Annotated in this window: 19 protein-coding genes; 13 read left to right on the top strand and 6 right to left on the bottom strand. The window is 33.7% G+C overall.

Annotated features, from left to right (window positions below; translation table 11 throughout):
* Nucleotides 1-15: 15 nt before the first annotated feature.
* Complete coding sequence (locus AAGD39_RS04005; RefSeq protein ID WP_341756131.1) at nt 16-243, bottom strand: hypothetical protein; 228 nt, start codon at nt 241-243, stop codon at nt 16-18.
* 127 nt (nt 244-370) lie between these two features.
* On the opposite strand from AAGD39_RS04005, the gene AAGD39_RS04000 reads away from it, so the two are divergent.
* The 12 genes from AAGD39_RS04000 (at nt 371) to AAGD39_RS03945 (ending at nt 12864) form a co-directional block, all read left to right on the top strand.
* Nucleotides 371-742 carry a conjugal transfer protein TraD gene (locus AAGD39_RS04000; RefSeq protein WP_341756130.1) on the top strand — a complete coding sequence of 124 codons (372 nt, stop codon included), beginning with the start codon at nt 371-373 and terminating at the stop codon, nt 740-742.
* 39 nt (nt 743-781) lie between these two features.
* Complete coding sequence (traW, locus tag AAGD39_RS03995; protein ID WP_341756129.1) at nt 782-1393, top strand: type-F conjugative transfer system protein TraW; 612 nt, start codon at nt 782-784, stop codon at nt 1391-1393.
* A gap of 86 nt (nt 1394-1479) precedes the next feature.
* Nucleotides 1480-1767, top strand: coding sequence for a type II toxin-antitoxin system prevent-host-death family antitoxin (locus AAGD39_RS03990; RefSeq protein WP_341756128.1), 288 nt, complete (start codon nt 1480-1482; stop codon nt 1765-1767).
* Complete coding sequence (locus tag AAGD39_RS03985) at nt 1737-2150, top strand: type II toxin-antitoxin system VapC family toxin (protein WP_341756127.1); 414 nt, start codon at nt 1737-1739, stop codon at nt 2148-2150. Before AAGD39_RS03990 ends, AAGD39_RS03985 begins: the two co-directional genes overlap by 31 nt.
* Nucleotides 2137-3255: a conjugal transfer pilus assembly protein TraU gene (traU, locus tag AAGD39_RS03980; RefSeq protein WP_341756126.1), complete on the top strand. Its 1119-nt coding sequence runs from the start codon at nt 2137-2139 to the stop codon at nt 3253-3255. The genes AAGD39_RS03985 and traU overlap by 14 nt, the downstream gene beginning before the upstream one ends.
* Nucleotides 3225-3911: a type-F conjugative transfer system pilin assembly protein TrbC gene (gene trbC / locus AAGD39_RS03975; protein WP_341756125.1), complete on the top strand. Its 687-nt coding sequence runs from the start codon at nt 3225-3227 to the stop codon at nt 3909-3911. The genes traU and trbC overlap by 31 nt, the downstream gene beginning before the upstream one ends.
* On the top strand, nt 3904-5256 hold the full coding sequence (locus tag AAGD39_RS03970) for a hypothetical protein (RefSeq protein WP_341756124.1): 1353 nt from the start codon (nt 3904-3906) through the stop codon (nt 5254-5256). Before trbC ends, AAGD39_RS03970 begins: the two co-directional genes overlap by 8 nt.
* Complete coding sequence (gene traN / locus AAGD39_RS03965; protein WP_341756123.1) at nt 5229-6374, top strand: conjugal transfer protein TraN; 1146 nt, start codon at nt 5229-5231, stop codon at nt 6372-6374. Before AAGD39_RS03970 ends, traN begins: the two co-directional genes overlap by 28 nt.
* 44 nt (nt 6375-6418) lie before the next feature.
* A complete protein-coding gene (locus AAGD39_RS03960; RefSeq protein WP_341756122.1) occupies nt 6419-7615 on the top strand; it encodes an IS3 family transposase in 1197 nt (398 codons plus the stop codon).
* A 565-nt stretch (nt 7616-8180) separates the two neighbouring features.
* Nucleotides 8181-9164 carry a conjugal transfer protein TraF gene (gene traF, locus AAGD39_RS03955; protein ID WP_341756121.1) on the top strand — a complete coding sequence of 328 codons (984 nt, stop codon included), beginning with the start codon at nt 8181-8183 and terminating at the stop codon, nt 9162-9164.
* A gap of 167 nt (nt 9165-9331) precedes the next feature.
* Nucleotides 9332-10759: a conjugal transfer protein TraH gene (locus AAGD39_RS03950; protein ID WP_341756120.1), complete on the top strand. Its 1428-nt coding sequence runs from the start codon at nt 9332-9334 to the stop codon at nt 10757-10759.
* Between the two features lie 206 nt (nt 10760-10965).
* Nucleotides 10966-12864, top strand: a complete 1899-nt coding sequence (locus tag AAGD39_RS03945; RefSeq protein ID WP_341756119.1) for a conjugal transfer protein TraG N-terminal domain-containing protein — start codon at nt 10966-10968, stop codon at nt 12862-12864.
* On the opposite strand, the gene AAGD39_RS03940 is transcribed toward AAGD39_RS03945, so the two are convergent.
* Complete coding sequence (locus AAGD39_RS03940) at nt 12826-14172, bottom strand: IS110 family transposase (RefSeq protein ID WP_341756118.1); 1347 nt, start codon at nt 14170-14172, stop codon at nt 12826-12828. The genes AAGD39_RS03945 and AAGD39_RS03940 overlap by 39 nt on opposite strands.
* 278 nt (nt 14173-14450) lie before the next feature.
* A complete protein-coding gene (locus AAGD39_RS03935; RefSeq protein WP_341756117.1) occupies nt 14451-15797 on the bottom strand; it encodes an IS110 family transposase in 1347 nt (448 codons plus the stop codon).
* Nucleotides 15798-16154: 357 nt separating this feature from the next.
* Between AAGD39_RS03935 and AAGD39_RS03930 the strand changes: the two genes are divergently transcribed.
* Nucleotides 16155-16844: an ISAs1 family transposase gene (locus tag AAGD39_RS03930; protein ID WP_341757225.1), complete on the top strand. Its 690-nt coding sequence runs from the start codon at nt 16155-16157 to the stop codon at nt 16842-16844.
* A 22-nt stretch (nt 16845-16866) separates the two neighbouring features.
* On the opposite strand, the gene AAGD39_RS03925 is transcribed toward AAGD39_RS03930, so the two are convergent.
* The 3 genes from AAGD39_RS03925 to AAGD39_RS03915 form a co-directional block, all read right to left on the bottom strand.
* Nucleotides 16867-17076, bottom strand: coding sequence for a hypothetical protein (locus AAGD39_RS03925; protein ID WP_341756116.1), 210 nt, complete (start codon nt 17074-17076; stop codon nt 16867-16869).
* Nucleotides 17077-17547: 471 nt separating this feature from the next.
* Nucleotides 17548-18240 carry a hypothetical protein gene (locus AAGD39_RS03920; RefSeq protein WP_341756115.1) on the bottom strand — a complete coding sequence of 231 codons (693 nt, stop codon included), beginning with the start codon at nt 18238-18240 and terminating at the stop codon, nt 17548-17550.
* Nucleotides 18241-18686: 446 nt separating this feature from the next.
* Nucleotides 18687-21380 carry a hypothetical protein gene (locus AAGD39_RS03915; RefSeq protein WP_341756114.1) on the bottom strand — a complete coding sequence of 898 codons (2694 nt, stop codon included), beginning with the start codon at nt 21378-21380 and terminating at the stop codon, nt 18687-18689.
* Nucleotides 21381-21387: the final 7 nt, after the last annotated feature.

The following is a 21387-nucleotide window of genomic DNA, read 5'->3' as shown; positions in this document are numbered from 1 at the left end:
ACTTAACATATACGTTCATATTAGTGCTACAGTTGTAGATTGAATAAATTCTCTAACCGTCATATATGGACGAAGTCCATTGATGGGTTTGGACGGAGTCCATGCCATCATTGCGAGGAGCCACTTTAGGCGACGAAGCAATCCAAAAGTTGCAACAGCACGCTGTTTATTTGGATCGCCAAGCCACTTCGTGGCTCGCGATGACGGTTGTTCGTTCTTATAACCTAGCACTAATATGAACATATATGTTAACTATACCACTACCAAATATAGAAAATAATAATTTAGGAGAGGTAATTACTAATAAACAACCATAATTATCAAATAACAAGCAATTAAATAATAACCGATAAATATAGAGGAATTAACAATGTACGACACAATTAATTATCCGTTTTATAGCAAAACGAATAAACAAAATATAAACTCAAATACAAACTCACAATCTCGTAATGATTGTAACAACTACAGGTATCATATGAACAATCAGAGTAACAACCAAATTAATAGCCAAAATAGTAACCAAAATGCTAATTATTTAAAACGTAAACAAGACACCAGAAAAAAGATCATGTTAGGAGGGTTAGTAATAAAAGCAGGACTTGATTACTTACATCCAAAAGATATTGATGTTCTTTACGGTATGCTGCTAACAAACAAAACGTTGCTCGATATCAATCCAAAAATTGCCGAACACTACCGAGAATTTGGTAAAGATTTGAAGAAAATACAAGAGAATTGAGGCGACATAAACATAAAAAACTAAGTGAACTAAATAGAAATGAAACAACTAATAATAGCTTTAGTAATCTTACTACCACAAATAACCATTGCCAAGGATTTCGGTATATATGGAACAATTTTTGAGGTTAAAGAAGAAGGATTTTTAGCGATGATCCAAAGAAAACTAAAGCTAGTTGATATAAAACAGGAGCAAAGAAAAATGTTAGAGATTGCTAAAAATAGAATAGAGGAACCTGTTCTTGTTACAAATATAAAACGAACTGAGAAAGCACAGAGTTTTACCTATGAGCCAAGCTATATAGTAAAAGAGGATATTATCTTACCTGATGGCAAACTACTTTATTCAAGTGGTACAAGAGTTAATCCACTAGATCACATGAATTTAGACAAGAAACTAATATTTATTAATGGTAAAGATAGCTTGCAAATAGAGTGGTTTAAGCAGCAACAAAGCAATGGGGTAATAAAGGAAGAAGACAAATTAATATTAATAGCTGGTAGACCACTGGATTTGCAAAAAGAACTAAATAGAGAAGTATATTTTGATCAAGCAGGAGTTTTAACAACAAAATTTAAAATTGAGCAAGTACCAGCGATAATTCAGCAGGAAGGAAAAGTTTTAAGAATAAAAGAAGTAAAAATTGATTAGTGGTCGTAAAAAAACAGTTATAATGTACAATGGTCATAGCTAATAAAATGGTATTATAAGTAAATTAATAAAATTAGAGGTGAATTATGCAAAAATGGCAGTTACAAGAAGCAAAGGAACATTTTGAGGAATTAGTTGATAGTGCATTGCATGGTGAAATGCAAAAGATAGTAAAGTCATCTAGAGACGTAGTATATATAGTTTCTGCTGAAAAATACAAAGCAAGAATTCCAAAGAAAAGTTTTAAAGAAATGCTTTTATCAATACCTAAAACTGTTGGTGACGAAGAAGATTTATTTGAAAGAGCTCAAGGCAAAGCTAGAGATGTTGAATTATTAGATATATGCTTGATACCAATATACTTTCAGAATTAAACAGAAAGATACCAAATCCTAAAGTGCTTGCATGGATTGATAAAATTCCTACGAAGTTATTATATATTAGCTGCATTAGTGTTGGGGAGATAAAAAAGGGGATACTAAAGAAAGCTAAAACTGACAAATTAACAGCGTTAAATTTAGAGAATTGGCTAGAAGAAATACTAATAACCTATTCCAATAAAATATTAAATGTTGATTTAGCTGTCTGTCAAAAATGGGCTGAGTTATTAGTAATAGATGGAACAAATGATATAGATAGCCAATTGGCTGCCCAAGCAATAGTTCATGATATGGTTTTAGTTACTCGTAATACCAAACATTTTAATAAATTTGGAGTGAAATTACTAAATCCTTTTGAGGAATTTGAATTTAAATGATGTAATAGGGGTAAAAACATTGACAAATATCAATAATGCAGCCTTGAGCAGAAAGTTTGGCGACCCAGCTCAAGGCGCAAAGACACGGTTAAGCATCATACTGATAGTGGCTATTTTTATGCCATTTTCAGTATCTGCCAGTATCACATGTCAGGGGCATTTTGTCAATCCAATTACTGACATTTGTTGGAGCTGCATATTACCAATAAGTATAGGTAATAGCATTAATATTGGTAGCGGTGTTATGCCTAAAAAAAGAGATACAAAAAATCCCTCATCACCAGTTTGTTTATGTGTTAAAGCCAATATTCCTGTACCAGGAATAGCAATAGGATTTTGGGAACCAGTAAGACTTATTGATGTTACAAGAACACCTTATTGTATGACTAATCTTGGTGGAGTATCTATTGGATCTGATGCAAAAAGGATTAGTAGCTTTAATAGAGGATATGATGATAGGCATGTTCACGATAGTTTCTATCACGTTCATTATTATATTTACCCACTGATTTATTGGCTTGAGCTTATAACTGATTTTATTTGTTTGGAACAAAATACCTTTGATGTGGCTTATATGAGTGAGTTTGATGTTACTTGGAATGATGAAAAATTGCAGAGTTTGTTAAATCCTGAAGCTTTTTTATTTGCCAACCCTATAGCCCAGGCAGCTTGTGTCTTAGATTGTGCAAGTAGTACAGTCAGATTGCCGTTAGATAGCATGTTTTGGTGTGCTGGTTGCTGGGGTAATATGTATCCATTTTCTGGGGCAAATGCTGATCATGTTGGTGGAGTTCAGAGTAGCAGTTTACTAGCTACCCGAATAATTGCCAAGATGCACCGAATAGGGTTAGCTCAGGAAACGTCAACTGATGAAAACACTTATATGACAGGTGGCGGTAAATTGTGTCGTAAGTCCAGGGCATTAAAGATCAAAAAGAGTCAATATAAACTACAGATGGTCAACCCAGTATCAACATCCAGCGGCATTGGTTGCTGGCCATTAGGTTTAAGTGACATGATGTATTCAACATTTAAAGAATATCCGTATGACGGACAAGATTGGGGGTATTTAGTATGGCGCAAAAAAAATTGTTGTGCATTTTAGTTGCATTACTATTTAGCAGTAGTCACTTAACTATAGCACAAAATATTGGCAGCACTAATAGTGAATTGCTAAATAACATAAAAAATATTGAGATAACTGAGCAGCAGCAAGATTGGACTAAAGAATTGAGACATGCAGGACAAATGTTAACAAGAGAAGCTATTTTACAAAAGTTGCGTGAGTTAGATGAGCAGCATTGTTTGAAACAAGGGAAAAATTGCGGTAACAAAGAATTAGTGGACAAAAACCTTATCAATCCAGCAGTTCTTAAGATATTTGTAAGTAGCGGGATGCCAGGTAATTTACTTAAGACCTATCATCAGCAAGCAGTCAAATATGGCGGAACATTGGTATTTAAGGGATTGCCCAATGGTAGCTTTAAAGAACTTACCAAACTAGTTATGTCAATATCAGAAAATGGTGAAGTAGGTAGTATGCAAATAGATGACGAAGCCTTTGATCAGTTTGATATTAATGTTGTGCCAGCTATTTTGCTGGTTAAACAAGAAGGTTATTTAGATGGGTGTTTTGGTAAATTTTGCAAAGTTACTTACGATAAGATTACTGGCAGTATAGGGGTAAGAAAGGCTTTAGAGAAGTTTGCGATCAATGGTGATTTGTCACAAGAAGCTGAGAGGTTACTGAGAAATGGTTAAGTTTAAAATGACAAATAATTACAAAATAACATTTAAAAACTTTTGCTATGTGAGTTGTTGCTTGCTAAAGCTCAGTGTAGCCTCGCTACCCTTCTGGCATCTAACTAGTTTAGCTGTATATACTGAACCTACTGCTAAAACTAATGTCAATAAAGTAGATCCATTGTTTAATGAAAAAATAGAGAACTATAAAGGTTTTGAACAAGTTTTAGAAAGACAAAAGGCAGCTGCAGTAAAAGGAGCTGAATCTGAAGCAGGTTTTAATGATCTAGTAGGGAGTAGGCAGGCAAGATCTAAGGGGTCAGAATTAAGTAATATCAGAGCAGAAGAGCTTGAAGGTTCTGGAATAAGAGAATCATTTAAAGAAGCTTGGATTAATGAATATCTAGTTGATTACTCTAAACCTGGAATGATGAGACATAAAGACGATGCAAGTAAAATAACTGAAGCAACAGGACAAATGATGTCAAGCTTATTAGGTTTTTTAAAAAGGTTAGATATTGATTGTAAGCAAGTTAAAGGAAATAAGGAAATAGAACCACAATATCATATCCAGCTAATAACAAAGCTTGACCGAAATAAAGGAGATACAGTCTATGATAAAACTATATGTGAGGAACTACGTAACAAATACCGTTGCATTGATGAATTAATACTGCAATGTTTGCATTTTGCTGAGCAGGTAGCCGAACTGACAGTAAATGGCTCGAATATGAAGCACAATCAGGCTATAGCAGGTTCAATTAAACGTATTAGTTTTGCAGAAAAATATGGTTCTGATGGTGGGATAAGTAGTTATGGTGGAGGTACAGTATGTTTTGGTCTGATAAATAAATCGAGTGGAACGACTTATAGTGCTAATGAAGCAAATTGGTACATAGATTTTAATGTAGCTACTAATGTGATGACGATTAATAGATTACAGTTAACTGATCTTACTTACGGTACGTTCATTATGATTAAATTAAATGGTGCGGTAGTATTTGTTGGTCCAAGTAGCGGCAACAACTTGTTTCTCAATGGTTATAAAGAAGTTACAACTAAAGGGAGGAGAAAATATGCCGGTAAGTTTGGTAGGAGAATGAATGTCATCACTAATTATCCAAAAGTTAATACTGGTGTTAGTGAATATGCCCTTGGTTTAGATTATATAGCGGATAGGTCTAGGGTTGAGGTAGTGGATTTATTGCCTTACATTAGGCAGGGAGGAAATAGACTGGAGATTAAGGCGATTACTCTTGGATCAAATAAGGTAAGTTTTAATCTAGATGTTAGTGAGCGTATTTGTTTAAACTGGCAAGAAAATTGGAGTGAGAAATGTACGTTAAATATCACCGAACCATAGGAGGGTTAATATTGCTAGTAGCCTTACTGCTAGCAATGTTACTGATGTTTGATAGTAATTCTGCCATGGCGGAGGCGACTAGGTACACTGATGGAGTTAGAACAAAGTTTACTCCGTCTTACCGGATGCATGATGGCAAGGTAGGGAGTGTAGAATGTGCTGATACTTCTAGGGTATGTTTGGATATTAATAGTAAGAAAATCGTTCAGGGGGTAAAAATTACTAGACCGTGTTGGCAATATGGTTATGGCAAGACTTGTCAAGTCTATCCATCGAAAAACGATTGTGTTAAATGGCGACATTGCTACGTTGTAGCAGATAGGGAATGTCTGACATGGGATAGTTATGGTAATTGCGTAAACTTACAAAGGGAATTTTCGTGTAAAAGATGGATACCGGCGGAAGTAGAGAGTCAAAAGGTAAGGACTGGTTTAACTGAGAAAGATGGTCAAGAAGGATTAGTTTGTAGGGGGATACCTTGTATAGACGGCAACTGTGTTGATAAAAGTTACGAGACTAACGGTGAGATGATGGATTCAGCCTCCAAGCTTTACATGGTGAGTCAAATAAAAGATTCAAAGGATTCTAATTTTAAAATATTTGCTGGTTTTAATAGTCATTGCAGTAAGAAAGCTGTTGGTTATATCAACTGCTGTGCAGTTAGTTTAAAAGGTTGGGGCAGTCATTTAGGAGCCCACTGCAATAACGATGAGAAACAACTAATTGAAAATCGTAAAAAGAATCTATGTGTCTATGTTGGCAAAGAAAATAGGGGAATGATGAAGACCGTAGTAAAGCATTATTATTGTTGTTTTGGTAATTTACTACAAAAGGTTATTCAGGTTGAAGGAAGAAAGCAATTATATGCCAAGGGACTTATCAGTAATACAGAAAAGAATTTTGGTAGTGGCAGCAATCCTAATTGCCGGGGATTAACTTTAACAGAATTGCAGAGTTTAGATTTTGACAAAATGGATATTACTGAATTTATTGAAGATTTTAAGCTTAAATTTGCTGGAAAATACAAAGCACCAAATGTTGGTGACATTACTACCAGGATAAAAGGTACAGCAACTATACTGGACTGGAAAAAATGGACAGAAAAAAAGAGGTATTAGTTTCCTAATTAAGATAAAATAATAAGAAAAAATTAGGATAAAAAATGACAAAAGAAAAAGTAAAAGTTTTTAGTGCTGAAGAAAAAACTAGGGTAGTATTAGAAGTACTGAAAGAAGATAGTCCATTATCAGTGATAGCATCAAAATATGAGATAAGCTCAAAGACAATTAGTAATTGGAAGAAACAATTTATATCAAATGCAGCATTGGCTTTTGAACCAACAAAACTAGTAAGTAAATATCAGGAACAAATTAATATGCTGAAAGAACAAAATGATGACTTAGCTAAAACTCTTGGAAAAACAATAGTAGAGAGAGATTGGGCTGTGGGAAAGCTACAAAGCTTGGACTTATCAAATAGAAAAGAACTTGTCGATTCCAAGCTAGCAATGTTACCAAAGACAAGGCAATATAAATTATTAAAGATTAATCGTTCTTCAATGTACTATAAAGTAAAACCATTTAGTGCGTATAACTTAAATATTTTAAATAAAATAGATGAAATATATACTGATAATCCTGAATTTGGTTATCGTTATATCCATAGACAATTATTAGAAGATGGCTTGGTTATTGGTAAGGATCGGGTTCTAAAATATATGAACATGATTGGCATAGAGGCTATTTATCCAAAGAGGAAAAAATTAACGTCTGAAAAAGATAAACAGCATAAAATTTATAGTTATTTGCTTGATAAATACTGGTCTAATTTAGGCACAAGTAAAACTGTAAATGTACCTAACAGTAACGAGGTTTGGAGTGGAGATATAACTTATGTTCGAACTAATTCGGGATTTATGTACATGGCAGGAATTATCGATTGGCATAGCAGAGCTGTGTTGAGTTATAAATTATCAAATAGTATGGACGTAAATTTGGTAACTGAAGTATTGCAGGATGCACTTAACAAATACTCTGCACCGCAGATATTTAATAGTGAACAGGGCAGTCAATATACCAGTAATGAACACATTCAAATTTTACAAGAGCATAACATTAAAGTTTCGATGAATGGTAAAGGAAGAAGTATTGATAATATAATCATGGAGAGATTTTTTCGAACTTTAAAATATAATTGTATATTTATTAACGATTTTAAAGATGTTAAAGAACTTAGGAGAGGTATTGATGATTATATAAATCACTATAATTATAGAAGATTTCATTCAAGTATTGGTTACAAAAAACCTATGAATGTCTATCTAAATTCTATACAAAATTATGAACAAATTGCAGCTTGAAAAATGAAAAAATGGGAAACAAAATTATTATTTTTTTGTCTTGATTTTTCAGTCCAGTATAAACCTCTAACATCAGAAAAGGAGATAATAATCCTTATAATAAAGAAAATAATAAATCTGGTTGGAGTACCAAGGTAACTGATGATTAATGGGAAACTGAAAAAGAGAGATAAAAGATGTGTTGGTTGAGGGAAATAGAATGCTATAGCTAAGTTCCAGATAACCTCCTAGTCATTGCGAAGAGCTAATTTAGTAGCAACGAAGCAATTGTTATTGCTTTTATGGATTGCTTCGTCGGCTACGCCTCCTCGCAATGACGGAAAGGCTTTTACCTAAACGTCATTGCGAGGAAGACCATAGGTCAAAGAAGCAATCCATTTCTAATTACTTTTGGATTGCTTCGTCGCTACTAAAGTAGCTCCTCGCAATGATGTTTAGGAACTTATAACAATATCAAGAACCTATTTGGGTTAGCTATATTTGAAGAACGAAAAAGAATAGAAAAGACAACAATCAAGGAAAAACCAATGGGACAAGAGCTACAGTTGCAAAAAGGTAATTAGTGATGGGTATAGCTAACTCGACTAACATTAAGCCAAATTCACAAACGTCATTGCGAGAAGCTACTTTAGTAGCAACGAAGCAATCCATAAAAGTAATTAGTAATGGATTGCTTCGTCGGCTTACGCCTCCTCGCAATGATGCCAGTTTACTATGGCTAAATGTTAATCGGGTTAACTATAAATATATTTTAAAAATATTATTAATCTGCATAGTTGTCACTAATTACGGCATCACTAACTACTGCTACGCAAGTAACTTCTTTAATCAGCGTTACCGTGGTTGGATGTGGTTTGAGGAAAAAGAAAAAGCTGAGAAAGTGACTAACAAACAAAAGGAGTTAACCTTAAAGGAAATACAAAAGCAAAAATATGCTAAAGCAAGACAAGAAGTAGAGCAATTTAGCCAAGAACTAGAGGAGTTAAAATTTATGATGATCAGATATCCAGAAAATATCGAACATGCAAGGAGATATAAGGAAAAGGAAGCACAGATGTTAGACGATAGCTTAAAACTTGCTCATACTTTTAGGATGGTGAATTTTCTTTATCCTGAGATTATCAATTTAATTGACAATCCAATTAACCTATATGGCAGGAGAATAAAAGAAGAGATTAATGAGCAGGAAACAACGAAAAAGCTTAAAGAACTTAGCTGCAAGATAGAACTCTTTGTATTCTTCTCCTCAACTTGTCCTTATTGCACAGCATTAGAACCAGTACTTAATGATTTTGCTAAAAAATATGGATTTAAGGTAGAAGCGGTAAGCCTAGATGATAGCCGAAGTAAATTCTTTAAAACCCATCAAAATAAAGGGTTGGCTGAGAAGTTAAACTTGCAACGCACTCCAACAATAGTAGTGGTAACTAATGATAGTAAGATAAATTTTGAACTAATTAGAGGAGCAGCATCGATGTCAGAGCTTGAGGAAGCTGCAATATTTGCAGCTGAGTATCTGAACAAGATGGAAGGAACAGAGGGAATATAGCTAATCCGAATAGGTTGTTGATATTATTATAAGTTCCTAAACGTCATTGCGAGGAGGCGTAAGCCTCCGAAGCAATCCATTTCTGGTTACTTTTATGGATTGCTTCGTCGCTACTAAAGTAGCTCCTCGCAATGACAGAAAAACTATAAGAAAAACTAAGGTAAAAAATGATAATTAGAAATCTAATAAAAAAACTATCTATTCATTGCTTATTAGCAATATGCTTACTGGTAAGCAGTAATAGCTATGCCGGTATAGAGAAACTGATTAAAAGCGTTATGCCAAATGGTACTATGAGCAATGTTAGTAAAAGTGCGATAGTACATGATCAATTAGCGGGTCATATAATTGGTGGATCAGTGTTGATTAAGTCTCCACCTATAGAAGATTTGCAGCTTGTTAACTTTCAAGCTCCTAGCTGTAAATTTGGTGGTCTTCCATGCGGAGCACAAATTGATTTGAGAGGTGGGGCATTATCTTTTCTAAAAAGTGCTGCTATGGAGCAATTTCTTAAAGAAATGGTACAAAATGTTGGTGGCTATGCAGCAATCATGGCTATTAAAACAATTTGCCCTCAATGTGAGAATATTATGACCTACTTAGAACAAATGCAACGAAATATCAACCAATTCAATATTAATTCCTGCGATATAGCTACTCAGATAAGTAATGGTATAGCCAGCAGAATGAATAAAGGAGCAGAGCTTACCCGTCAAAGTGACTTGGCAATGACTAGGGGTGGAAGTGATATGGCAGATATTAGAGATAAAGCTAGAAAAGATAATGGAGACCCAACCAAAAGCAATAAAGAGCTTGAAAGTTTACTAGGTGATAATTTCAATTTAGTATGGAAAGCTCTTACCAAGAAAGCAAGTAGTGGTGGAGATGCCACTAGTTTTAAAGAATTATTAATGAGTATATCAGGGACTATTATTGGCAAAAAAGATGGTGAAGGACGTCGCTCTATAATTCACAAAAAGTCACTAGTTAATAAAGAATTAATAGAGGAATTTATTGGAATAAGAAGCGGTAGTGTAGATGTTGAACAGTATCGGTGTGATGAAACAAATTTATGCTTATTTCCACAAAAAGCAAAAACCAGATTATCAGCTAGCGATACATTATATGGCAGTATTGATGATATGTTAGTTTCGATGGTTAAAAAAATAAAAACTAATAATGGTGATTTTACTGAAGAAGAGGAAAACTTAATAGCCTTATCATCCATACCACTAACTAATAAGATACAGAGAGAACTTGCCACTAATGCTGATAGTAGCTACCTGACAGTCCGTATGGCTGAGTTTGTTGAAACCTTATGCTATGACGTGGTAACTAATTATCTTACCAAATTATTACAACAAACTTCTGAAGCAGTATCAGAGTTAGCCTACTCGCAGCTGGCAGATATAGGGGTATTTACCAATTTTGAGCAGGAAGTAAATAATACTATTAGTTTTTTGGTAAGTAGCAGAGAGAATGCCTTTAGGCGGTATAATATTATCGAACAAACCAAGATGAGAATGTTGCAAGAGGAAAAATACTTTGAGATGAAGTTTCAGGAGTTTATGTCAACTAATGACATGGATGGATAAATGTGAAATGGACATGGATAGAAAAGGGATATGGCTATGCTCCAATTAGCAGTACTCCGTCTATTAACGAGGAGGTCATGAGATCGACGAAGCAATCCATAAAAATAACCAAAATGGATTGCCACGACCACTATGTGGTCTCGCAATGACGGAGAAGTTATTAGAACTCTAACTGGTTAGCTATAGAAGAAAAATAGGTAAGAAATATGGAACTTGATTTAACAATTCACACTTACGGTTATTACGATGCTTTGTACTATGTGTTAAATGGTCTAGCAATGTTACGTAATAGTGAATTTTATACAGATTTAGTAAATAGTCTATGCATAATTACCGGATGCTATTATGCAGTAAAAATGTCGTACAGTAATAGTAATATGGTGTGGCGGGCATATATGTTTAAAGTACTCGGTATGATTGTACTAATTAACGCATTATTATTGCCTAAAACAGAAATGATTGTTAAAGATCATGTAAATAAAAGAATAGGTAAGGTTGATAATATTCCCATAGCTTTTGCCCTACCTGTTGGTATATTAGAAGAATTTGGTCATTTAATTACTATTGGTTTTGAGCAAGTATATGCACCGATAGAGTCTATTGTAAGTTCTGGGTCACCTACATTCTCTTATTATAATTATGGTATGTTATTTGGTGCAAGACTAAAAAAGGAATTACGTCAAGTTCGTATTAAAGATCCAGAATTTGTAGAAAATATGCGATCTTTTATCAAGCAATGTATTGTACTTCCAGCAATGATCGACTACCAATTTACTCCTAAACAATTAATAGATACTCCAGATATTTGGAAATTAGTAAGTAGCAAAGCCGGAACTTTAACTCGTCTTTATATACGGATAGGAGATAAAATGCGTAATGTTACTTGCAGAGAAGCAGTAAATTTCTTTGAAAATTATTTTGATGAAGAAATAAAAAGAGTAATGTCAAAAAATGCCAATACAGAATTTGCTTTAGCAAAAGGTGGATCAGATTATACTCAATCAACTGGCTCATCAAGTATTATATCAAATGTTTTAGAGAAAAATATTAGAACCATCTATGGCGGTGGTCAAAAAGCAGGTGACATATTACGTCAGCAAATGATGATCAATAGTATATCTGACTATACATCTGGTAACTATGCGGTGGCAAGAGTACGCACTAACCAGGAAAGTAGCTGGCTGTTATCAAGCGACATGGCAAGCTTATATCTACCAATGTTACTAGTAGTAATAAAATGTATAGTTTATGCATCATTTATGTTTTTAGTGCCAATGTTAATCTTTAGTGGTGGCATAGCAAAATATGCTTCTTACCTAACACTGGTGGCATCATTACAATTATGGCCAGCATTAAATGCCATTATTAATATGATCATGGGTACATATAGCAATTTAAAAACTGGCTCAAGTTTAATGTTGAGTTTCAGTAGTAGCAGCACAATCATAAATCATATTGATACAATAGTAACAGTAGCAGCTGGTTTGCAAATGGTTATACCATTTTTGGCATTTACTATTATGCAATCAGGTGTTAGCAGTCTTGGTCACTTAGCTGGATCAATTATTGGTGGGCTGCAGGCAACATCGGGTAGTATAGGATCAGAGGTAGCAAGTGGTAATAGAAGCATTGATAATGTGTCAGAAGGGAATAATCAGCAATATATGAAGTCAGGATACAAGACCGACCATAATATGCAATATGTCGAAGGTGGCAATAGCTGGCAACAAGCCGACGGCAGTATAGCTCGTAATAATCCTGATGGTAGCGTAATTTACAGTGGTGGTCAAGGTATTAACACTTCGGTTGGTATCACCAAATTTAATCTGGAACAAACAGCCCAGAATCATGTGACTCAAGGTATACACACGTCTGAAAGTTTATTGAAGTCAGATCAAAGAGCGCTATCAGATGCAAAGAGTAACACCTTGAGCAAAACAGCTGATTTTGTTTCTAACTTAGCACAGCGTGAACATAGTGGGGAAAGCCATAATTATGATATAATGGGAGAGCAAGGCAAGTCACTTCAGCGGGCAGTAAACAACGTCAGAACTTCCAACAAACTGCTACATAACATATTGATTTTCAGTATTTTTTGCTGTTAAAGTAAATCCTAATTCTTTTGCACGTTTTTCAAGAGACTGTACTAATTTATTCTTGTATTTTTGTTCATAATTACTTATACCTTGCTCAACATATACTTGTCCAAATTTCAACAACCTATAAAATAAGCAAGCTATTTTCCTGGCAGTTGCTGTGATAGCTTTTGGAACTCCTTTACTGATTTTTATTCTACGCATAAATGATCCAATAGCGGTTTTGGTTTTACCTGCTGCGGCAGCTGCAATTCTGAAAGCAGTGGAAGCTCTATTGATTACTTTTCGAGTCCTAGTACTAAAGACTTTTTCACCAGTTATTTTATTAGCAGGGCTTAAACCCAACCATGAAGCAAAGTGGTTTTCTGACTTCCATTGCGACATATCTGTACCGACTTCAGATATAATTGTTTGGATAGTTAGTACATTAAGTCCTGGTATTGTACTAAAGTCAAGACCTGTCATGTTATAGAGTTCCTGCTTAAGATTAAATTTAGGCCTGTTGCTACCGGTTCTTTTTGAGTCATCTTTTATTACTTCATTCCCTTTGGGTTCGAAATCTTTATAATGCCCTTCTATTTCAATATCAATCTCTTCAATTTTTTTTAGATAACCCATGTATAATTCAAACTCCTGCTTCAACACAAAGAGATGTTCCTTGCGATAATCACCTTGAAGTGACTTAATTATAGTTTCTTCACTACTTTTGATTCGGTAATCTCTAAATTTTGCCAATTTTACTGGATCGCGCTCACCACCTATAATCGCTCTGATGATTGCCATACCTGTTGTACCTGTGATGTCGGTAATTACATTACGTAGTTGCACATTCATCTCTGTTAAAGCTTTTTGTATACGAAATACATGCGTTGTAGAGTTTTTGATCAGACGCTCTCTTTGACGTATATAACTTCTTAGTACACAAACACTATCTTCAGGTCTGAATGATGACTGTAATAAACCGCAACTATGTAATTTTTGTAGCCATTGGGCGTCTTGTACATCACTTTTGCGTCCAGGGACATTCTTAACATGTTTAGCATTGACCAGATATACTTTAAAACCTCTTTGTTCGAGTATTTGGTATACTGGTATCCAATATACGCTAGTTGATTCCATGGCAATAGTTTTAATACCACATTTTTTTAGCCAATCAGCAATCTTATGCAAGTCATCAGTAAAACTCCCGAATCTTCTTACATATTCTTTGTCCCGATCTTGTGGAACACAAACATAATGTGATTTTGATCCTATATCAATTCCAGCAGCATCAGGATTGATAATTTGTAATGTATTGGTATTATTATCGTTGTTCATAATAAATCCTCCTTATAGTATAGTTGCACATTAATCTTAACATGAACCTGTTACAAGTCAGAGGGATTTAAAAATTATACTCTTCCAAACGAGGGATCAATGTCTGATCCATCAATGTACAAAACACCATCCTCCAAAGTCACGCTCCTAATCGGGTACAGAAAACACCATTGAACTTATCGACCATAACTCTTGTACAGATCCGGTTCTAATTTTAAGGTATTGCGTCAGTTTATTCCATTATAAACTTGACCGCGAAGCGTATCAAGTGTAGGCTTCTAACAAACTACCCTTCCCAAAGATTCTATTTTAACCACACTAAACCCTAGTCGTGTTGCCTGTTTTTGTAGGTTTTTCACCATTGTTTCTTGGTATTGTTTTTCATAAACCTCAATTCCCTGTTCGACGTAGTCTTGACCATATTTTAATAATCGATAAAACATACACGCCAACTTTCTTGCTGTTGCTGTGATAGCTTTTGGTGTACCGGCTCTATTTTTTATTCTTCTGTAAAATCCTGCTAGTGCTGATTTACCTCTGCTTAGGTTAAGAGCAGCCATCCTAAATACAATACTTGCTTTATTTTTTACCTTCTTTGTTCTCGTATCAAACACTTTACCACCAGTAATTTTGTTACTAGGACTTAAACCAAGCCAAGAGGTAAAATGTTTCTCTGTACTCCATTTGTCCATCTCTAACCCCACTTCCGATATTATCGCTTGTACACTTAACTCACTTAGCCCTGGGATTGCTGTACAATCTACTCCTGCTGCAATATATAATGATTGTTGTAAATCAAACTTTGGCGAGTTTTTGCTTTTGCGTTGCTTATTTGGTAAATCACCATCACCACGTTTATCAAACTCTTTGTAACAGCTTTCTATTGTTTCGTCACATTCAGTGATTTGTTTTAGGTAAAATTCATAAATATTTAATTCTTGCTTTAACACTATCAGATGCTCTTTACGATAATCTCCTTCTAGTGCTTTGATAATGGTTTTTTCATCACTTTTTATACGATGGTCTCTAAATGTCGCTAATTTATTTGCATCTCTTTCACCAGCAATAATTGCTTTTATTATACTCATTCCTGTAACACCTGTTATATCACTAATCACATGATGTAACTGGATGTTCATTTCATTCAATGCTTTTTGCATACGGTTTACATGAGTTGCAGCATTTTTTGTTAACCTATCTCTTTGTCGCGTCAGAGCTCTTAATTCACATATTTGATCTTCTGGCCGAAATGAACCACTTAATAATCCATAGCTATGAAGTTGTTGTAACCACTGGCAATCCTGAACATCTGTTTTACGTCCAGGTACATTTTTTACATGCCTAGCATTCACTAATATCACCTCAAAACCACTAGTCTCTAGGATTTGAAATACTGGAACCCAATATACCCCCGTTGACTCCATAGCTATTGTCTTAACTCCACATTTTTTTAGCCAATCTGCCATTTCCCTTAAATCACTGGTAAAAGCAGCAAATTTTCGTACATTCTTTTCATCCCTATCAGCTGGTACGCAAATATAATGTTCTCTAGAACCAATATCAATACCCGCTGCATCAGGATTAATTACAGATAACTTCTGTTTATCATTCTTTTTATTTACCATATCATCTCCTACGTTAAGAATTAGACCGAGCTAATTTTAAGTTGGAGTATTGAATGAAAAAATTAATCTCCTAAACGAGGTCTCTTATGTATCATAGACACATAATGCCATCAATGATATTACCAACAACTCCAAAACCATGCTATGCCACGGGCTGCTTCCGCTGCACCATTGAAACTTCCGATTATAGCTATTTAACCAACTCGGCTAACTGTAACTTTAGCACAGGATAGTCGTAAATACTATACCCTGAGCTTGATAACTCACCACCAAAGTTTGTTTAGGTTTTTACATAATGCATAGCATTTTGTTTGGTGCTATGCAGCTGAATCAAGGGTCACTTTATTTGGTCAAGCAATTGATAGCAAAGACAATGAAATCACAGCTATTCCAGAAGCAATAGAATGTTTGGATATTAAAAATGCAATAGTTACTATTGATGCCATGGGGTGTCAAAAAAATATAGCCAAACAGATTGTAGAAAAAGAAGCTGACTATATTTTAGGGTTAAAGATGAATCATCCTGGATTGTATAATGAGGTTGAAAAGTCCTTTCAGGTAGATGTAGCTAAGTTTCTAGAAACAGATGTGGCAGAAACTTATGATAAAGGGCATGGTAGAGTTGAAGAAAGAAAATGCTATGTAATACGTGATGTTAAAAATATATTTGGTTATGAGCAATGGGCTGGTTTGAATAGTGTTATTCAAGTAAAAAGAAAAGTAGTTGAAAAAAATAAAGTATCAGAATCAGTAAATTATTATATTAGTAGTTCTAATAATTCCGCTGAAGCGATGTTAAAAAGCATAAGATCTCATTGGGGAATTGAATCTATGCATTGGGTACTCGATGTGGTATTTAATGAAGATGCAAGCATCATACGTCAAGGCAATGCTCCTGCAAATATGGCTATTATCCGAAGGTTTGTATTGAATATTTTAAATAGAATAAAGACCAAAAGAGAGACCAAACCAAAAATGATGCTTACTATGGGTTGGTCATCAAATAACTTAAAGCGTTTTATTAATGCCTTAATAAAAATTCACTAATTGTTCATCAGGTCGCCGTGTATCAAGTGTGGGCTTCTAACAAACTGGTTCTAAAGAAGGTTTTATTTTTACCATAGTTTACTATCAACAGTTTGTTTATGCTATTACATAATGCACCGCATTTTGTTTGGTGCTTGGCATGTTCAGCATAGTAAGTCAAACTATAATTATTTTGACTCACTATTAGAAATTGACAGTAATTTGTCGTCCTATTAATTGGTATTGCTTGCAATTTTGTCCTCTTGGCATTTGTAAATTATACTCAACATAATTTACCATTTTTCTTCTCATAGCGTAAGTTTTGTTGCTTTATCACAAATTCTGTGAAACTTTAGTACCATTTGTTGATTATCACCTAATTTTCCTGACTTCGGAAATAAAATAGCAAAGATATATTTGAATAGCGGATAGAAGTGGGTTTGATAATTGTGAAAGCATTTGTTGTGCCTCTATGGTATTTTGTTATTGACACGTATTGTTAAAAAAGATATACTAATCTCAATGATTAATGTGAAATAAATCAAGATATGTTTGTTAGAGTCAAAAAATCTACTACCCGTAATGTTAGTGCTGTTCAATTGGTTGAAGGGTCGCGCTATCCCCTAAATTTTTGTCTAGACAAAGGGGACCACCTTAGTCTGTCAGATTAAATCTTGACTTCTACATTTGAGTTATTATTCTGCTCACTCCTAAAGCGTTTAACTCATATAATTAAAAATAGTAATCCTTCTTTATTTAATAATTTAAAACCAAGTTTCTTATAATACTTCTTTAATTTATTTCTTGCTGTTTCTTCATCTTGTTCAAGCTCATCAAATCTCATTTCTTCGTCCCATTCATTTTTTGGCTCCCCTGTTTCTTTACATGCTAATTGCAATGGCATATAATCAACTATTACTAAATCATTTTTCTTTCCTGTTGTATAGAGGCTGTTAGATATCAATGTCTCACCAAATTTCCTACCTCTATATTCAGCTAACACCTCAACACGGTTAATTAAAACAATATTAGGAAGTCCGGGTAAATCATCCGTCTCAAGTATACTTTCCAATTTTCTTTGATATTTAGCTTTAACATCGCAATTATTATCAAATAAACATAGTAACTTCGCTACATTATCATCCATCATATCAAGTATATCTAAAGGAAGGAGAGCATCTTCATTATTTTCGTCATAATCCCAATAACAAGAGTGAAGAGAGAACCGATAACCATTTAATTTACCAATTACTTTTTCATATGGCTTATCGTTACCATCATCATAGATTGAATATAATGCTTGGCATTCAAATTTCTCCACATATCCTTTAAAGCCCAACATGTCCAGTGGAGGTATGGAAATAGTAAATTCAAACCTAATATTTTCATCACAAATATTTATGTTTTGTACGTCCATAAAATAAGCTTTATTTTTGTATTGTTAATAACTGTCTTTCCTATGTTCTACTTTATTCTAGTTTTAAACAGCCTTTAGTAATTTTACCAAAGCGGTTCTCAAAGGAGATAGCATTACCAACCGAACTATTAAATTTATATTTTGCATATAAGTTCTATCTTAGTCAATATATAATAATAAAAGGCTCACTTGATAATAAAATAAAGCTTTTATGAATAATCTTTGTAATAATTTGTTTAGGGTAGGTCTTTCTGCTCCTTTCCCATAATGTTGTTCTCGTTGCTTCCATTACTATATCCCTACTAACTAGCCAAGAGTTTAATCCCTTATTAAATTATCATCTAATACTTATTATTATCTTGCTTAAATTTTAATCTTTCTGTTTTCAGAAACATAGTAATTATTCTAACAAATGCCCTTTGTTACAAACTCTCATACATTTCCAACTATAATTGCTTCTGTTGTTCTAAACGTTGCTGTTGCCTATATAGCTCTGTTAGTCTTTTATCTATCGTGGTATTTTTTAAATATGGCACAAGTAGCTTATCATTCATCCTATATTCAAAATAATCTATCTCATCGTAAGTATTATCGTTAATCTTTACCGTTCCATGGCTATTTAGCTCTTTTATCTCAGAATTTATCTGTTTTAATACATGTGTTTGACATGTCTTATATAATTGCTTAGCTAACATACCTACCTGTGTTGCATCTTTTATCCTTTCTACTAGCTTGTTATCTGTTTCTATGTTATCTCCTGTATAAACTCCTCCTATCTTAAATATACTAATATTATTTATATCTCTTGCTAAATTACCTAGTAGTTCAGGTTGTTCCTTATATGAATTAACTATTGTCAGAAAATAATGATCTTGCTCCTTTTTACTATAATAATCTACTACCTCTTTATATTGCTTATACATATCAAGACAAAAATCTTTTTCTTTTTTTAATAGTTGTAAAACTTCACTCACCGATTTTGCTTCTTCTCTCTCTTGGTTCATTACAGCTCTTTTGGGTGTTACATAATCTTTGAATGATTTTAGCCATTCTGATCTTAGTAAATTAATTACTCCCTTCTCATTTTCTAATTTCATCTTATCTTTTAGTTGTTCTATATCATATTTCGGCTGTAGTTTAACTATTGTCTCTATTTTACTATGATATTTAGTAAATACTGATTTAATATAATCCTTATGCTCCTCTTGGTTTCTGTTCATCCCATCAAGATCAGTTCCCCTTATATAAGGTTTCATTTCCTTATTATTCATTAAGTCATTTAAATAATCTTGAACATTTTTAAATTGTTTTTTGTCTTTAATTAATATCCCTTGTTCCTCTATTACCTTTATATCTTGAACAGCTTGCTTTTTACAATGAAGCTGACTAAATTTAAACATTAACGGTGCTACTCTATTCTTTAGCTCTAACGTATTTCTCTTTAATTCTTTAATTAATAATTCTTCTTCCCATATATTGTATTTTGCTATATATAAACTATCTCTTTTAATATTTTCTAATAGATCAGGCTGACTATCGTACACTCTACTTTTATCATTTATGCTTTCTCCATTCATTTCCTCTGATACATTATAAGTTAAACTCTGATATTCCTTAGCTATCTTTAGGCTTAATTCCTTCTCTTGCTCAAGGCTATTCAGTAATCTCTTAACTTCTTGTGTTTCTTGCCGTTCCTTTGCTATTTTATTAAATTGCGGTATTATCCAATCTCTAAAACTATCAACCCGCATTTTCTCCATTGCCTTTACCATATCGTTATATTTTAACGGTTTTATTGTATGCTTTATATTTTCTATAGTTAACTTATTATTAAATTTCTGTATTTCGTCTATCCTATCCTTATATACTTCAAATAACACATTTAATTCTTTATTCTTATCAGCATTAATACTCACTATTTCTTTTAATGCTTGCTCTAAGCCTTTCTTTTCTCCTATTTTGATAATATTACTTAGACTACCTACACTATATGTTTTTAGTTCTGCTAATTCTTCAGTCCATTTATTTATCAATTCAGGATTATGATTCTGCCCTTTGTACTTTTCTACTATCTTTTCTATTTTTTCCTCATAACTATTATTTTTTGTTTTAGCAAATTTTGTAGCCATAGATTGTGGCAAGTCATCAATCTCCTGCTTTTTTATCCCTTGTACTTCTGGCTGTATTTCTTGTTGTAATTTATGCACATAGGTTAGGTCTTGTACTGCTAAACTTTGCCACAATTTACTACTGCAAAGATTATCATAGATTTTGCCAGCTATTTTTACTTTATCATCATAGTCTAATTTATTGCTTGTCTGACCTCTAGCTTGCTTTACTTGGTAAGTTTTTATTTGCTCATATATTTTCTGCTCAATGGATTTTTGGTGGGCTTTAATTATTTTACCTCTTATTCCAGTTAATTGTTCTTGATGTAACAAACTTACATCTCTAACCATAACGTGGTATAGCTCTATTCTATCACTACCGTACGACTCTAAACCTTTGATGTGAGATTGATAATGCTCATCATCACCGAAACTATGGTAAGCACCAACTTGACTAGTCCTGTGTTTTTGTTCATACTCGCTTTGTAATTCATATATTAATTCTGGTAGTTCTAAAGATTTTTTGTCCTTAATTTTGCTATTTTGGGCTATAGCAACTAATGTATCACGGTATATACCATCTTGTAATCCTAAAAATTCATGTTTACTACCATCTTTTCCTGTAGTTTCAGCATATTTCATATAGTACTTAGCTTCTGGTAAGGTAAGCTTTTCTTGCCAGCTAAATTCTGTTGTAGCCTCTTGTATTATTTGTTCTATTGTAAGTAGAGTACCACTACTTCTAGCTTGCCACAATATTCTTTCTCCTATTGCTAGTTCTTGGGATTGTGGTATACTCTTCTGCTTTGAAGAATTGGTCCCGTAAAACTTCGGAGCATTCGCGTACTCACGTACTAACTGTACGCTCCGCTCGCTCACTCCTTGTTTTACGTTCCAATTCTCCAAATCATTTGAGTATAGTAATTGCCGTAGCTTTGCCGCAATAGATTGACTATTATGCAATGAAATATTTTGTTGTTGACCATTTCTAATAGCTTCCTTGAGATTATCTATATTTAAACCTGCTGGCAATTTATCA

Source organism: Candidatus Tisiphia endosymbiont of Nemotelus nigrinus (genome assembly GCF_964026475.1).
Taxonomy (GTDB): Bacteria; Pseudomonadota; Alphaproteobacteria; order Rickettsiales; family Rickettsiaceae; genus Tisiphia.
The sequence above is the reverse complement of the archived record's forward strand: the minus strand, read 5'-3'. Positions and strand labels throughout refer to the sequence as shown.

What these genes read in the sequence shown, in the direction of transcription:
- AAGD39_RS03935 (WP_341756117.1), bottom strand. Translation starts at nt 15,797, where the DNA reads ATGGTAAATAAAAAGAATGATAAACAGAAGTTATCTGTAATTAATCCT.
- AAGD39_RS03920 (WP_341756115.1), bottom strand. Translation starts at nt 18,240, where the DNA reads ATGGACGTACAAAACATAAATATTTGTGATGAAAATATTAGGTTTGAA.
- AAGD39_RS03940 (WP_341756118.1), bottom strand. Translation starts at nt 14,172, where the DNA reads ATGAACAACGATAATAATACCAATACATTACAAATTATCAATCCTGAT.
- AAGD39_RS03960 (WP_341756122.1), top strand. Translation starts at nt 6,419, where the DNA reads ATGACAAAAGAAAAAGTAAAAGTTTTTAGTGCTGAAGAAAAAACTAGG.
- AAGD39_RS03990 (WP_341756128.1), top strand. Translation starts at nt 1,480, where the DNA reads ATGCAAAAATGGCAGTTACAAGAAGCAAAGGAACATTTTGAGGAATTA.
- AAGD39_RS03950 (WP_341756120.1), top strand. Translation starts at nt 9,332, where the DNA reads ATGATAATTAGAAATCTAATAAAAAAACTATCTATTCATTGCTTATTA.
- AAGD39_RS03970 (WP_341756124.1), top strand. Translation starts at nt 3,904, where the DNA reads ATGGTTAAGTTTAAAATGACAAATAATTACAAAATAACATTTAAAAAC.
- AAGD39_RS04000 (WP_341756130.1), top strand. Translation starts at nt 371, where the DNA reads ATGTACGACACAATTAATTATCCGTTTTATAGCAAAACGAATAAACAA.
- trbC (WP_341756125.1), top strand. Translation starts at nt 3,225, where the DNA reads ATGGCGCAAAAAAAATTGTTGTGCATTTTAGTTGCATTACTATTTAGC.
- traN (WP_341756123.1), top strand. Translation starts at nt 5,229, where the DNA reads ATGTACGTTAAATATCACCGAACCATAGGAGGGTTAATATTGCTAGTA.
- AAGD39_RS04005 (WP_341756131.1), bottom strand. Translation starts at nt 243, where the DNA reads ATGTTCATATTAGTGCTAGGTTATAAGAACGAACAACCGTCATCGCGA.
- AAGD39_RS03985 (WP_341756127.1), top strand. Translation starts at nt 1,737, where the DNA reads ATGCTTGATACCAATATACTTTCAGAATTAAACAGAAAGATACCAAAT.
- traW (WP_341756129.1), top strand. Translation starts at nt 782, where the DNA reads ATGAAACAACTAATAATAGCTTTAGTAATCTTACTACCACAAATAACC.
- AAGD39_RS03945 (WP_341756119.1), top strand. Translation starts at nt 10,966, where the DNA reads ATGGAACTTGATTTAACAATTCACACTTACGGTTATTACGATGCTTTG.
- traF (WP_341756121.1), top strand. Translation starts at nt 8,181, where the DNA reads ATGGGTATAGCTAACTCGACTAACATTAAGCCAAATTCACAAACGTCA.